Source organism: Enterococcus sp. FZMF (assembly GCF_030263915.1).
Classification (GTDB): domain Bacteria; phylum Bacillota; class Bacilli; order Lactobacillales; family Enterococcaceae; genus Enterococcus_D; species Enterococcus_D casseliflavus.
In genome coordinates this window covers 1307189-1320472 of sequence record NZ_CP127160.1, presented here as the reverse complement: position 1 = coordinate 1320472, position 13284 = coordinate 1307189, and the positions used below count along the sequence as shown (strand labels likewise).

At 42.2% G+C, this 13284-nt stretch carries 14 protein-coding genes; 1 reads left to right on the top strand and 13 read right to left on the bottom strand.

Features of this window, described 5'->3' with window-relative positions; genetic code table 11:
* From QN079_RS06365 to hprK, 5 genes are all read right to left on the bottom strand, one after another.
* Nucleotides 1-426 (bottom strand): DUF948 domain-containing protein, encoded by a 426-nt coding sequence (locus tag QN079_RS06365; protein WP_289230531.1) that lies wholly within the window; start codon nucleotides 424-426, stop codon nucleotides 1-3.
* A gap of 160 nt (nucleotides 427-586) precedes the next feature.
* Nucleotides 587-1504, bottom strand: a complete 918-nt coding sequence (gene galU, locus QN079_RS06360) for a UTP--glucose-1-phosphate uridylyltransferase GalU (RefSeq protein WP_074931604.1) — start codon at nucleotides 1502-1504, stop codon at nucleotides 587-589.
* A gap of 17 nt (nucleotides 1505-1521) precedes the next feature.
* The gene (locus tag QN079_RS06355; protein ID WP_289230530.1) at nucleotides 1522-2550 is read right to left on the bottom strand and encodes an NAD(P)H-dependent glycerol-3-phosphate dehydrogenase; all 1029 of its coding nucleotides are present in this window, start codon (nucleotides 2548-2550) and stop codon (nucleotides 1522-1524) included.
* 75 nt (nucleotides 2551-2625) lie between these two features.
* Nucleotides 2626-3456: a prolipoprotein diacylglyceryl transferase gene (lgt, locus tag QN079_RS06350; RefSeq protein ID WP_289230529.1), complete on the bottom strand. Its 831-nt coding sequence runs from the start codon at nucleotides 3454-3456 to the stop codon at nucleotides 2626-2628.
* Between the two features lie 14 nt (nucleotides 3457-3470).
* A complete protein-coding gene (hprK, locus tag QN079_RS06345) occupies nucleotides 3471-4406 on the bottom strand; it encodes an HPr(Ser) kinase/phosphatase (RefSeq protein WP_005225790.1) in 936 nt (311 codons plus the stop codon).
* A 157-nt stretch (nucleotides 4407-4563) separates the two neighbouring features.
* Between hprK and QN079_RS06340 the strand changes: the two genes are divergently transcribed.
* The gene (locus tag QN079_RS06340; protein ID WP_289230528.1) at nucleotides 4564-6264 is read left to right on the top strand and encodes a M3 family oligoendopeptidase; all 1701 of its coding nucleotides are present in this window, start codon (nucleotides 4564-4566) and stop codon (nucleotides 6262-6264) included.
* 63 nt (nucleotides 6265-6327) lie between these two features.
* Here the strand turns inward: QN079_RS06340 and QN079_RS06335 are convergent, their stop codons facing one another.
* The 8 genes from QN079_RS06335 to pstC all read right to left on the bottom strand — a co-directional run bounded on the left by QN079_RS06335 (nucleotide 6328) and on the right by pstC (nucleotide 13239).
* Nucleotides 6328-6687, bottom strand: a complete 360-nt coding sequence (locus QN079_RS06335; RefSeq protein WP_005225788.1) for a phage holin family protein — start codon at nucleotides 6685-6687, stop codon at nucleotides 6328-6330.
* A complete protein-coding gene (locus tag QN079_RS06330) occupies nucleotides 6687-6995 on the bottom strand; it encodes a PspC domain-containing protein (RefSeq protein WP_005225787.1) in 309 nt (102 codons plus the stop codon). The genes QN079_RS06335 and QN079_RS06330 overlap by 1 nt, the downstream gene beginning before the upstream one ends.
* Nucleotides 6996-7044: 49 nt before the next feature.
* Nucleotides 7045-8607, bottom strand: coding sequence for a daptomycin-sensing surface protein LiaX (gene liaX / locus QN079_RS06325; protein ID WP_270288342.1), 1563 nt, complete (start codon nucleotides 8605-8607; stop codon nucleotides 7045-7047).
* Between the two features lie 528 nt (nucleotides 8608-9135).
* Nucleotides 9136-9813 carry a phosphate signaling complex protein PhoU gene (gene phoU / locus QN079_RS06320; RefSeq protein ID WP_005225785.1) on the bottom strand — a complete coding sequence of 226 codons (678 nt, stop codon included), beginning with the start codon at nucleotides 9811-9813 and terminating at the stop codon, nucleotides 9136-9138.
* 11 nt (nucleotides 9814-9824) lie between these two features.
* Nucleotides 9825-10583: a phosphate ABC transporter ATP-binding protein PstB gene (pstB, locus tag QN079_RS06315; RefSeq protein WP_005225784.1), complete on the bottom strand. Its 759-nt coding sequence runs from the start codon at nucleotides 10581-10583 to the stop codon at nucleotides 9825-9827.
* 31 nt (nucleotides 10584-10614) lie between these two features.
* A complete protein-coding gene (gene pstB, locus QN079_RS06310) occupies nucleotides 10615-11421 on the bottom strand; it encodes a phosphate ABC transporter ATP-binding protein PstB (protein WP_005225783.1) in 807 nt (268 codons plus the stop codon).
* Between the two features lie 13 nt (nucleotides 11422-11434).
* Nucleotides 11435-12319: a phosphate ABC transporter permease PstA gene (gene pstA, locus QN079_RS06305; protein WP_005225782.1), complete on the bottom strand. Its 885-nt coding sequence runs from the start codon at nucleotides 12317-12319 to the stop codon at nucleotides 11435-11437.
* Nucleotides 12319-13239: a phosphate ABC transporter permease subunit PstC gene (gene pstC / locus QN079_RS06300; RefSeq protein WP_270274025.1), complete on the bottom strand. Its 921-nt coding sequence runs from the start codon at nucleotides 13237-13239 to the stop codon at nucleotides 12319-12321. Before pstC ends, pstA begins: the two co-directional genes overlap by 1 nt.
* Nucleotides 13240-13284: the final 45 nt, after the last annotated feature.

Here is a 13284-nt window from a genome sequence, read left to right as displayed (position 1 = left end):
TTATTTTTGGTTATTTTTGTCTTTGAAAAATTTCATGGCTGTTTGACCGACTTTTCCAGCTACCGTTGCTTTGGCAGTGGTCCGGCCAAGACTACCCACGCGCGTAATTAAATTTTTTCCAGAAACATTTAGTTCTGAAACACTGGTACTTAGATCTGCAACTGCTGTGAACAAAGGATCGATGGTTGCGACTTTTCCGTTCACATCTTGTAAAAGCTCATTCGTTTTTACCAAAAGACCTTCAACCTCTTTTGAAAGAATATCAACGTCTTTGGTAACGACACGGATGGTTGTGTTTGCCTCTTCGACCGTTTTGTCTACTTTGGTCATTGTCTTGCTGACTTGCATCAACAAACGAACGACGAAAATGACCAATACGACAAATGCGATCGCAGCAATCAATGCAGCTAGTTCTCCTCCTGACATAGAATGGCTCCTTTCCCCATTTACTTATATTAAGAATAGCATTTCACTGCACTTTCTACAAATAAAAGACTGCATTTTTAAGAAAATTATCCGCTTTCAACAGGAAATAATAAAAAAACAAAGCAATTTCATCAGAAATCGCCTTGTTTAGGAGTTTTTGTTATTTTTTTGACGCTTTCGGTGCTTCTTTGACTTCTTTTTGAGCCGGAGCTAGTTCTTTTCCTAACTCGATCAAATACTCTTTCAAGTTGTCTTTGACTTCAGGGTGCACTAGACCATACTCGATACTTGTTTTTAAGAAACCGAATTTGTCTCCGACATCGTAACGCTTGCCGGTAAATTGATGAGCAAACACGCGTTGGGTTTTGTTTAATGTGTCGATGGCATCCGTCAATTGGATCTCGCCGCCAGCACCTGGTTCTTGATTGGCTAAAATATCAAAAATTTCAGGGGTCAGCAAGTAGCGGCCAATAATTGCTAAATCACTTGGCGCATTTTCTGGCGCTGGTTTTTCAACAAAGTTTTTGACATTGAACAAGCCTTTTTCAACTTCCATACCAGGATCAATGATCCCGTATTTTGATGTATCTTCATGAGGAACATCCATGACAGCGATCGTTGATGCATGCGTTTTTTCATAATTATCGATCAGCTGTTTCGTCAATGGTACTTGATCTTCCATCAAGTCATCACCTAGCATAACTACAAACGGTTCGTTTCCGACAAATGCCCGAGCCTGTAATACGGCATGACCTAATCCTTTTGGATGAGATTGGCGAATGAAGTGAAGATTTACATCAGTTGTTTCTTCCACTAATTTCAAAAGCTCCGTCTTGCCTTTTTCTTTTAGATTCATCTCTAATTCTAAATTGGCATCGAAATGGTCTTCGATTGGACGCTTTGCTTTCCCTGTGACGATCAAAATATCTTCAATCCCCGATTGTAATGCTTCTTCCACGATAAACTGGATCGTTGGTTTGTCAACGATCGGCAACATTTCTTTTGCCATTGCCTTTGTAGCTGGTAAAAATCGGGTACCTAGACCAGCTGCTGGGATAACTGCTTTTTTAACATTCATGTGACTCGCTCCTTTAATCATAATGATTGATCTACCGTAAATTCATTTTCTTCTTTGCCGTCTCGCAGCATAATATCTTTCGCTGCTTGCTTGATGTCTTTGCCTTCATACAAGACCGAATAAATCGTTTCTGTGATTGGCATTTCCACCGACAAAGCTTCTGCTAATTCGCGGGCAGCTTTGGTGGTTGAAACTCCTTCAACGATCATCCCCATATTGTCTAACACTTCATCTAAGCTATGGCCTTTTCCTAATAGGTTTCCTGCACGCCAATTCCGTGAATGGACACTGGTACAAGTGACGATCAAATCGCCAACCCCACTCAATCCGATAAAGGTCAAAGGATTGGCTCCCATTGCCACACCAAGACGACTGATTTCTGCTAACCCACGGGTCATGATCGCTGCCTTCGCATCATCTCCAAAGCCAAGTCCTGCGATAGCACCGGCACCAATGGCGATGATGTTTTTCAAAGCGGCGCCAGTTTCGACACCGATCACATCGTTATTCGTGTAGATTCTAAAGTAATCATTCATAAATAGCTCTTGTACATACTTAGCAGCCGATTCATTTTCTGAAGCTGCCGTGATCGTGGTGATATCATGGACAGCGACTTCTTCCGCATGAGATGGTCCTGACAAAACAACGATTTCTTGCCGTTTATCAGCTGGGATCTCTTCGGCAAGTACTTCTGAGATTCGTTTATGACTGCCTTGTTCTAATCCTTTTGAGGCATGGATGATGACTGGCTTGCCGGTTGTTTTCTTAGTGAATTCTTGTGCCACGGCACGAATCGCTTTGGTTGGTACGACAAACAAGACGGCATCTGCCCCTTGGATCGCCTCTTCTAAATCTTTACAGCCTAGAATATTTTCAGGAAGCTTCAGATCTGGCAAATAATGCCGATTCGTATGATACGTATTGATTTCATCGATTTGGGCGGGATTGTTCCCCCAAATAGTCACTTCATGTCCATTTTCAGACAAGACTTGTGCCAAAGCAGTCCCCCATGATCCGGGACCTAAGACGGCGATTTTCTGTTTCACTATGGAAACCTCCTCTATCCTTTTCGCAAATTCATGCACTTCATCATTTTACCATAATTTCGATAAAATAACTGTTTAGATAATCGTTTGGTTGTTACCAAAGCTGCGGTTGTAATCCTTTAACGCTTGTTTTTTCCTGCGCCAGATCAGTAAAGCGATCGCTCCGAAGAACAATAAAGCGGAAAGTGCCTGTGACACGCGGATTCCACCAAATAAGTATAAACTATCGGTACGCATTCCTTCAATAAAGAAGCGCCCGAATCCATACCAAATCAAGTAGCTCAAGAAGACTTCGCCTTCTTTTAATAACCCAGTTTTCTTGCGCAAGAAAATCAAAACGATAAATCCAATCACGTTCCAAACCGATTCATAAAGAAAGGTCGGCTGCCGATACGCTTCATCGATATACATATTATCGATAATAAATTTCGGTATATACAAACTTTCTAAGAAGGAGCGGCTGACTTCAGCGCCAAAAGCTTCATGGTTCATAAAGTTGCCCCAACGCCCGATGCCTTGTGCCAATAAGACACTTGGTGCGGCGATGTCTAAGAAGGTCCAGGGAGAAATAAAATTTCGTTGGCAGAAAAAGTATAGCCAGATCCCCCCGGCGATCAGTGCGCCGTAGATGGCGATCCCACCAGATCGAATATTGAAAATTTGACTTGGGTCATCAATGTAATATTGCAAGTCAAACAGAATATAATAAAGCCGCGCACCAATGATCGCTACTGGCAATCCAATCAACATAAAGTCAGTCACATCATCTGGCTTGAGCCCGACACGAACCGCCTCTCTCGTGCTTAACCACATAGCAATGATCACGCCTGATACGATAATGATCGCATACCAATAAATCGGCAAACCAAATAGTTCAAATGCGACTCGATTTACTAAACCTAACATCTATCTTATCCTCTCTAGTTTCCAGAATTTTCTTCGATCAATTGCGTCAATCGATTTTCAAAGGTCTTCGTTGCATCGTACCCCATCGTTTTCGCTCGGAAATTCATGGCAGCGACTTCGATAATGATCGCAACATTTCGACCAGTTTTTACGGGGATCTTGATTTGTGGTACATCGACGCCACCAATTTCAACCGTCGTATCATCGGTTCCTAGTCGATCATACTTTTTGTCTTTCGCCCAAGCTTCTAAATACACCGCTACTTGAACCTGCATATACCCTCGTACGGCACTGGCACCAAAAAGATTCATGACATCGATGATCCCGATTCCGCGGATCTCGATCAAGTGCTGCAAGATTTTCGGCGGTTCCCCTACCAAAGTCAATTCATCTTGCTTATACACATCCACCCGATCGTCAGCGATCAACCGATGCCCACGTTTGATTAACTCTAAGGCTGTTTCGCTTTTCCCAATTCCGCTATCGCCTTGAATCAAAACACCTAGCCCATAGACATCCACTAATACCCCATGGACACTGGTTCTTGTGGCTAAGCGCCCATCGAGGAAACTAGAAAGCTCTCCTTGCAGACGTGAGGTTGAGATGGGCGAACGCAAAATTGTGATCTCATGTTCTTTGCAGGCTTGAATCATTTCTGCTGGTACTTCCAAGCCGCGAGAAACGATAAACCCTGGGGTATCCTCGGCACACATTTTGCGCATCACCATCAAGCGTTCTTCGGGCATCATTCGTTCCGCAAAGGTGATCTCTTTGCTGCCGAATAATTGCAGACGATCATGGGAATAGTAATTAAAATAACCCGTCAATTCCAAACCAGGTCGGGAAATATCGCCGGTAATGATTTCTCTTTCTAAACTGTTTTCAGTTCCTTCAACTATCTCTAAATTTAAAGCCTCCGCCAGCTCGCTGACTTTGACGGTTTCTGCCATAGGTTTTCCCTCTTTTCTCAATGATTCTTGCCGCTGTTTCTTGTAAACGACACTCTAGTTCTATTTTATCATTCTATCAGTAAAGTTACTACCTTCGCCAATAGAAGTCCTCATTCTTTTTCGTTTGTGTTATTATTTTACTAAGGAGGGATTTTTAATGAAATTTTCAGCATACAAGTATCAACGCCCTGATTTTACAGTTTATCAAGAAACATTCAAAAAAGCATTAGCAAACCTTCAGTCAGCCGATACCTTCTCGGAGGCGAAGCAAGCCCTTGATGCTTTGAACGAACTAAGAGGAACGATCGATACCGCAATGAACTTGGCTTCGATCCGCTATTCGATCGATACCAACGATGCCTTTTACGAAGCAGAAGACACTTTTTGGAATGAATACCAGCCTCATTTTGAAGCTCTGGATTTTCAATTCTATCAAGCACTCCTGGCTTCACCTGTCTTAGATGAATTAAAAGCCGAATATCCAGAAACACTTTTTTTATTTGCCGAAAGCCGTGTGAAGCTTTTTGATGAGGCCTTGATCGAATTATTTCAAAAAGAAAACCAATTGGCTTCTGATTACAGCAAATTGGTCGCTTCTGCCCAAATCGACTTCCAAGGAGAAACCTATACCCTCGCACAACTGCGACCATTTACCGAAAACAAAGATCGCGGTGTTCGAAAAGAAGCGTTTGAAAAACAAACGGCTTTCTTCACGGAAAATGAAGACCGTTTTGATCAAATTTATGACGAGATGGTCAAGGTTCGTACCGAGATCGCTCACAAGCTCGGCTTTGAAAATTATGTTGCCTTTGCGGATACCCAAATGAATCGTTGGGACTATGATCGTTCAATGATCGAAACCTATCGTCGGGAAATTTTAGAAAAAGTCGTCCCAATTACCCAAAAACTGTACCAAAGACAGGCGCAGCGTAATCAATTGACTCAGGCAACCTTTACCGACCTGCCGCTTGTTTATCCTAGTGGTAACGCAGAGCCTAAAGGAACTCCTGAAGAACTAGTAGAAAAAGCCCGTGTGATGTATCAGGAACTATCCCCTGAAACTGGCGAATTTTTTGATTTTATGGTCGAGCATGACCTACTTGATCTACTAAGCAAAAAAGGCAAACAATCTGGCGGCTATTGTACGTTTATCCAAGACTATCAATCGCCATTTATCTTTGCCAACTTTAACGGCACTTCTGGCGATGTCGATGTTTTGACCCACGAAGCTGGCCACGCGTTTCAAGCCTTTCGCTCTCGTTGGATCAAAGAACCGGAAATTCTCTTTCCCAATTATGAGTCTTGCGAGATCCATTCAATGTCGATGGAATTTATCGCCTGGCCATGGATGGATGCCTTTTTTGAAGAAGAAACAGAAAAATACAAATTTGCGCATCTTGCTAGCAGCCTGCAATTTTTGCCTTATGGCGTTTTAGTGGATCACTTCCAACAAGATGTTTATGAGCATCCTGAGTGGTCACCAGCACAGCGCAAAGCCCGTTGGCGGGAATTAGAGCGCCAGTATTGCCCAGAACGGGATTATTCAGAATATCCAGACCTTGATCGTGGCTTGTATTGGTTTAGACAAGGGCATATTTTTGAATCACCTTTCTATTATATCGATTATACATTGGCGCAAGTGTGTGCGTTCCAATTTTGGTATCGATTCATCGTGGCAAAAGACGAAACCGCTTGGCAAGATTATTTGGCCATCTGCGAAGTCGGCGGCACGAAAACATTCCTTGAGATCCTGTCTCTTGCTCATTTGCGTTCACCTTTTGAAAAAGGGGCGCTTGATGAGACGTTACAGGCAGTAGATACGTACCTTGCTGCTATCAAAGAAGAACAGTTAAACTAAAAAAAGACGTTTCCGTTTCTCCACTAGCTTCATAGCTAGTGGGAGAAAACGTGAAACGTCTTTTTAACGTGAATATTTTTCGATATGGTGTTCGGTCACGATCATATTGATCACTGACATGATCAGTGCCACTAATAGCGCTGCCCCAAACGAGGAGAAGCCAAAGTTGGCTGACCCAACAAAATACGAAGTCAAATTCAGCATGAGCGCATTGATTACAAAAGTGAAGAAACCAAGCGTCAGTAAAGTCAATGGAAATGAAATGACGATCAGAATTGGTTTAATCAAAGCATTCAGGATCGACAGTACGAAACTGGCGATCACTGCAGTCATAATGCTTTGAACATGGATCATATTTGGTAATAAAACCGCCAATGTGACAAACGTCAGTGTATTCATGATAAGCCGTTGAAAATAAGACACTAGAAGTCACTCCAGTCCTCATCCTCCACCTTTTCCGCTTCTTTACGGGGACGATTTGCTTCATTGTATTTGTTTTGTTTGTAGTAGTGATTGTCGTGGCCATATCCTGAGGTGCTCTTGCGTCCTGAAGGAATCAAGACCGCCATGATGATATATAAAGTGATTCCAGGGAACCCAGCAGTCACTAAAGATAGAAAGACATAGATCACGCGAACGATGGTTGGATCGATTCGCAAGTATTCTGCCAGACCCCCTAGAGTACCTGTAATGACAACGTTATTGGCTGATTTTGTTAATTTTTTGTTCATTTATCTACACCTTCCTTCTTTTCTTTAATGAGTGTAAACCCAGCGATTCTTATTTGTCTGTATCTTTGATAAAGACATTTCCTGTTGTTGTGGATAGATCGATTTGAGCGACTTTATCGGCAACCCGACGGAATTGCAATAGTTGGTTTAGGCGTTCTTTTTTCTCACGCACAACTTCCATCTCGCTTAAACGATTGTTGATGCTACCTAAACTTGTTTTTGCGATCCCTTCAAAACCGATTCCTGTCGGTAATGCTACTTTGACATTCCCATTTACAGAGCTGGCGTTTAATTTTTGGACCGTTTCTTCTTTGTAGGTCACACGGATGTTGCCGTTAACTAAAGAAATACCGGTATTTTGTGGCGTTGCTGTCAACGTAACGTCGCCGTTCACCGTTTCAATAATGGCATCTAAAATCTCACCCTCTTGAACAGTGATCGTTCCATTCACGCCTTCAATCTCTAACATCGATGCGTTTACTTTGCGGAAATCGATATTGCCGTTTGTTGATTTTGTATAGACATCTTTCGCATCCAATTCATTGAATGTAACATTGCCGTTCAGCAATTTCACTGCCACATGATCATAGGTACGTTTTGGCAAGTAGAAAACGAGATCGGCACGAATGCGTTTGTTGGGAATTTGGAAAGAGATGCGTTCATCATCGACATTGATTTGGCTTCTTGCTTCAAAAGCATCGAAAGGCTCCGCCGCATCCATTTTACCATATAGTTTGATTTTGGCATCTACTTTGACACCTGGTTCATCCCATAATTGGAAGGAAACATTGCCGTTTGCCAATTTCACATCGATCAATGTCGCTGCCGTTTCGTCATAACTGAATGTGTGCTCAAATTTTGTCGCTGCAACACCAGGAACTTTCAAGTTGATGTCTTTCCATTCCATGTTGTCATTGACTGACTCTGTCACTGCCCGAACTGTTTTCTTCAAGAAGTGTCCGAAGTGTGTGCTGGCATCGACCATTTTTTCACTTACTTGGTTAAAGGTGTCAGTCGCTTGCTCTTTCCAATCCTCTGGAATATCTAATTTTTGAGAAATTTTTTCTTTTGTTTGAGACCATTGGTCTTTGCGAATATTTTTTAATTTTGCTTCCAATTCTGCTTTTTCTTCAGATAAACCATCTAAGGTTTCTTCCAAGGCAGTAATGGTCGCTTCTGTTTCGTGACGCGTAGCCAATTCATCTTCTGACAATTGATCCAACTCTTCTTTGGTGTTCAATTGCATCAGTGTTTCTTGTGCTTCTTTTAATTCTTCTTTGACGCCAAGAATTTCAGCATTGATTTCGTCCAACTCAGCAGATGCTTGGTTGGCTTCCGTTGCTAAACCATCGAGAATCTTTTCAAGATTTTCTTTGTCTTGCGCTTCGTTTTGACGAAGTTTTTCTTCGCTGTCAAACCTGAACGTCTCATCGTCGTTTTCAGTATCATCAAATGGGCTTGTCGCATTCTTATCCGCGGTTACCTCAGCAGCAGCTTTGTTAATTTGTTTTTCGTCTTTGGCTTTTGCCATACCTTCTAGTAAATCCAAGGCTTCTTCTGTAGAAAGCACACCTTTTTTTACTAGATCCAATATACGTTCTCTTTCGTTCATGGAAATTGCCTCCTTCAGCAAATGTGTGATTGCAAGTTTAGCTTACGAACCTATTATGCCTTGTTTTTGCAAAAGTGTCATAGGTCTTAAGTACCAAGTTTTTCTCAATCTGCAGATTGGCAAGCAAAACCGACACTTTTTCTTCATTACACTAGGCTCAAAACGATCTTCTTATTATTAACAGTACCACGAAAAACCAATAGAAACAAAAGTTTCAGCTAGTAGAACTCTTAAGGAATAGGCCTGCTAGAGTAAATGAGTGATTGCTCCTTTCACTGCAGGTCGGCGACGAAAAGCATAGACGGCACAACTAGTAAATTTCAGGGACGATAGAATCGATTTCCATTGGCCATCTTTATGGAGGAGCCATTTTCTATTTTGCCTATCCTATTCACGTCATCGATTGAAGCGATTCTTTCAAATCAAAAAGACCGCCGAAAGAAGTTACTCCTTAAAGGACAACTGCTTTCGACGGTCCATCCCATCTCTTTTAAAAGAGATACATGATCAAGAACCCAAGCTGGTTTCTTAAATCATTTCCGTACGGTTTGTATTCAATTCACTGATTTTCCCAGTAGCAAGATACACGATCCATTCACAAATATTCGTTACGTAGTCACCGATTCGTTCCAAGTATTGAGCAACGGATAAATAATCGGTCCCACTGACAACTGTTTCTGGATTTTCTTTCATACTCTCGATCGTTTTGTAATAAATGTCTTTGTAATATTCATTGACCCGATCGTCCATTTGAGCGATCATGCGAGCATCATCTTGATCGGTTTTTACATACGCCACTAAGACATTATCAACCATTTTTTTGACGTAATCCGACATATCTGAGATTTCTTTTTCGATTTCGGCGATCCGCGTTTCGCCTTTGACCCGAATTGTTGACTTCGCGATGGATACCGCATGGTCCCCCATCCGCTCCAAGTCAGAGCTGGCTTTCATTACAGTAATGATCATTCGTAGATCGGTCGTTACTGGTTGTTGCAAAGCAATCATCTCAAAGCTCTTTTTTTCTAAACGAACTTCCATATTGTTGATCGCCAAATCATTTTCAATTACTTCCTGCGCAATTTCTTTGTCATGTCTGACATATGCTCGCACAGATTTATGAATGGCACTGCTGACTAGCATCCCCATTTCATAAAATTGATTGTGTAAATTTAATAATTCTTCTTCAAATTGTGTACGCAACATCCCTTTTCCTCCTAACCAAATCTTCCTGAGATATAATCTTCTGTTTCTTTTTTGCTTGGACTTAGGAACACTTTTTTCGTGTCATTGAACTCGATCAAGTTGCCGTCCAAAAAGAACGCGGTTTTATCTGAGATTCTTGAAGCTTGTGACATGTTGTGGGTCACGATGATCATGGTATAGCGTTCTTTCAGTGCTAGAAGGGTATTCTCGATTTTCCCTGATGAAATGGGGTCTAACGCACTGGTTGGTTCATCCAGCAAAATGATTTCTGGATCGACAGCCAATACCCGAGCGATACAAACCCGCTGCTGTTGTCCACCTGATAAAGAAAGCGCACTTTGGTGAAGTTTGTCTTTGACATCTTCCCAGACAGAAGCTGCTTTCAGGCTTTCTTCTACCGTCTTATCAAGAATCTCCTTGTCCGTGACTCCTTTTAATTTTAACCCATAAATCACATTTTCGTAAATTGAAAAGGGAAAAGGATTCGGTTGTTGAAAAACCATCCCGATTTCTTTGCGCAAATCAACGATGTCTTGCTTTGGACTATAAATGTCTTTCCCTTTATAGACAACACTTCCTGTAATTGTCACACCAGGGATCAAATCATTCATTCGATTAAGAGAACGCAAGTAGGTCGATTTCCCACATCCTGAAGGTCCGATCATTGCAGTGATCTCGCCTTTTTTGATGGAAAGGTCGATTCCTTTTAATGCTTCTTTTTTTCCGTAGTATAAATGCAGATCTTTCGATGTAATAATTTCTTCTGCCATTGTTTTGCCTCCGTTTACTGATCGAATCGGCTCAGCCAAAATGACCGGATACGTAATCTTCTGTTGCTTTAATTTTTGGACGAGTAAATATCTTACGGGTCTCATCGTACTCGATCGCATTTCCTAAGTAGAAAAAGGCAGTATAATCGCTGATCCGAGCAGCTTGCTGCATATTATGGGTCACGATGATGATTGAATAGTCGTTTTTCAAGTTGATAAGAGTTTCTTCCACTGTCCCGGTCGAGATTGGATCAAGGGCACTAGCTGGTTCATCTAGAAGCAAAATATCTGGTTTCATCGCAATTGCTCGTGCGATACACAGACGTTGCTGCTGTCCACCGGACAATGCCAAAGCACTTTTGTCTAAGCTGTCCTTTACTTGATCCCAAAGTGCGGCTTGTTTCAAGCTGGTTTCGACTGCTTCATCCAATTTCTTTTTGTTTCTTTCTCCATGACGTCGCAAAGCAAAGGCGATGTTGTCATAGATCGATTTACTGAAAGGGTTTGGTCGTTGGAAAACCATGCCGATACGCTTGCGCATTTCGAAGACATCGACTTCTTTTGTATTGACGTCGACTCCTTTATACATGATGTTTCCTGTGACTCTCGTGTTTGCGATCCCATCATTCATTCGATTCAAAGAACGCAGATACGTTGATTTACCGCAACCGGAAGGTCCGATCAATGCGGTGATTTTATTTTTTTCAAATTGTAGATCAATGCCTTTGATGGCTTCATTTGATCCATACCATACATGCAAGTCAGTGGTATAAAGCGCCACATCTTCTGGTTTATCGAAGGTAATGATATTTCGATCGTCCCAATTGTAATCGTTCATACTGTCATTCTCCTTATGCTGACGTCATTTTCTTGTACAACCGTTTGCCAGCTGCACGGGCGCCAAAGTTAAATAGCAAGACGGCAATGATCAATACCGCCGAAGCCCCGGCTGAAACTTGAGCGCCATCAGGCATCGTACCTTCTGTATTGATTTTCCAAATATGGACTGCCAGCGTCTCCGCTTGTCGGAAAAGACCGATCGGGCTGGAAACACTCAATGGATTCCAGTTTGTAAAATCAAGGGCCGGTGCACTTTGTCCTGCAGTGTAGATCAGCGCTGCCGCTTCACCAAAAATTCGACCAGAACTTAGAATGACCCCAGTCAAAATTCCTGGTGTTGCTTCTGGAACAATGATGCGTGTGACAGTTTCCCAACGGGATAAGCCTAAAGACAAGCCCGCTTCACGCTGCGTATAATGAATCGCTTGTAGAGATTCTTCCACATTTCTAGTCAATAGTGGCAAATTAAAGAAAGTCAATGCCAAGGCACCTGAAATGATCGAAAAGCCATAACCAAACTGGATAACAAAGACCAAGAAACCAAAAAGACCGACAACCACAGAAGGCAGTGAACTCAAGATTTCGATCGATGTCCGAATGATATCCGTCAACCAGTTTTTCTTCGCATATTCTGATAAGTAGATCCCCGCTCCTAGAGAAATCGGAAAACTAATGATCATTGTCACTAAAAGCAAGTATAGGGAATTGAACAATTGGATGCCGATCCCGCCACCTTCTTGATACGCTTTTGAAGAAGAAGTCAGAAACTCCCAATTGATATGGGGAATACCACGTACCAAAATGTACAATAGTAAGGAAGCCAAAATCAAAACAATGACTCCAGCAACAGCATACAAGACGCCGGTAGCAATTTTATCTGAACGTTTTGCATTCATTATTTCAATGCTCCTTTCTTCCCAATAAAGCGAATGACAATGTTAAATAGTAAGGACATCAATAAGAGAATCAAGGCTAATGACCATAGAACGTTGTTTTGGACTGTTCCCATGATCGTATTCCCAATACCCATGGTTAAGATCGATGTCAATGTTGATGCAGGTGTCACTAAGCTCGTCGGCATCAATGCCGCATTACCGATAACCATTTGGATCGCCAATGCTTCCCCAAATGCGCGAGCCATTCCGAAAACAACCGCCGTTAAAATCCCAGGGACAGCTGCTCGTAAAACAACTTTATAGATCGTTTGCCAGCGTGTTGCACCTAAAGCTAAGGATGCCTCACGGTAGTGCCGAGGGACTGCCCGTAACGCATCGACAGTCATCGTAGTCACTGTCGGCAAAATCATGATAAATAGGACAAAGGTCCCCGCCAAGATCCCAAACCCTGTACCGCCAAAAACAGAACGGACTGCTGGTACAATGACAGACAAACCGATAAAACCATAAACTACAGAAGGAATACCGACTAATAGTTCGATGACGGGCTGCAAAATCTTCTCTCCGTTACGAGGGGAGATCTCCACCATAAAGACTGCTGCACCGATCGCAAATGGTGTTGCGACGATCGCTGATAGGAAGGTTACGAAGAACGAACCAAGGATCATCGGTAAAGCACCTACTAATGGTTGGCCATCAGGACCAACAGCACTTGGATTCCATTGCGTACCAAACAAAAAGTCGAAAACATTGACTTTGTCTACAAAGAATGTCGCTAATCCACGGCTAGCAACGAAATAAAAAATGGAGATCACAACCAATACAATCAACGCAATACATAGAAAGCTAACCAGCTTTCCTCTTTGTTCCATTCTTGCGCGCTTGGATTTTCTTGTTAACACTTCTTTTACATTTTCCACGAGGGTTCCTCCTCAAAAATCAAACTAAACTCATAACCATTAGTT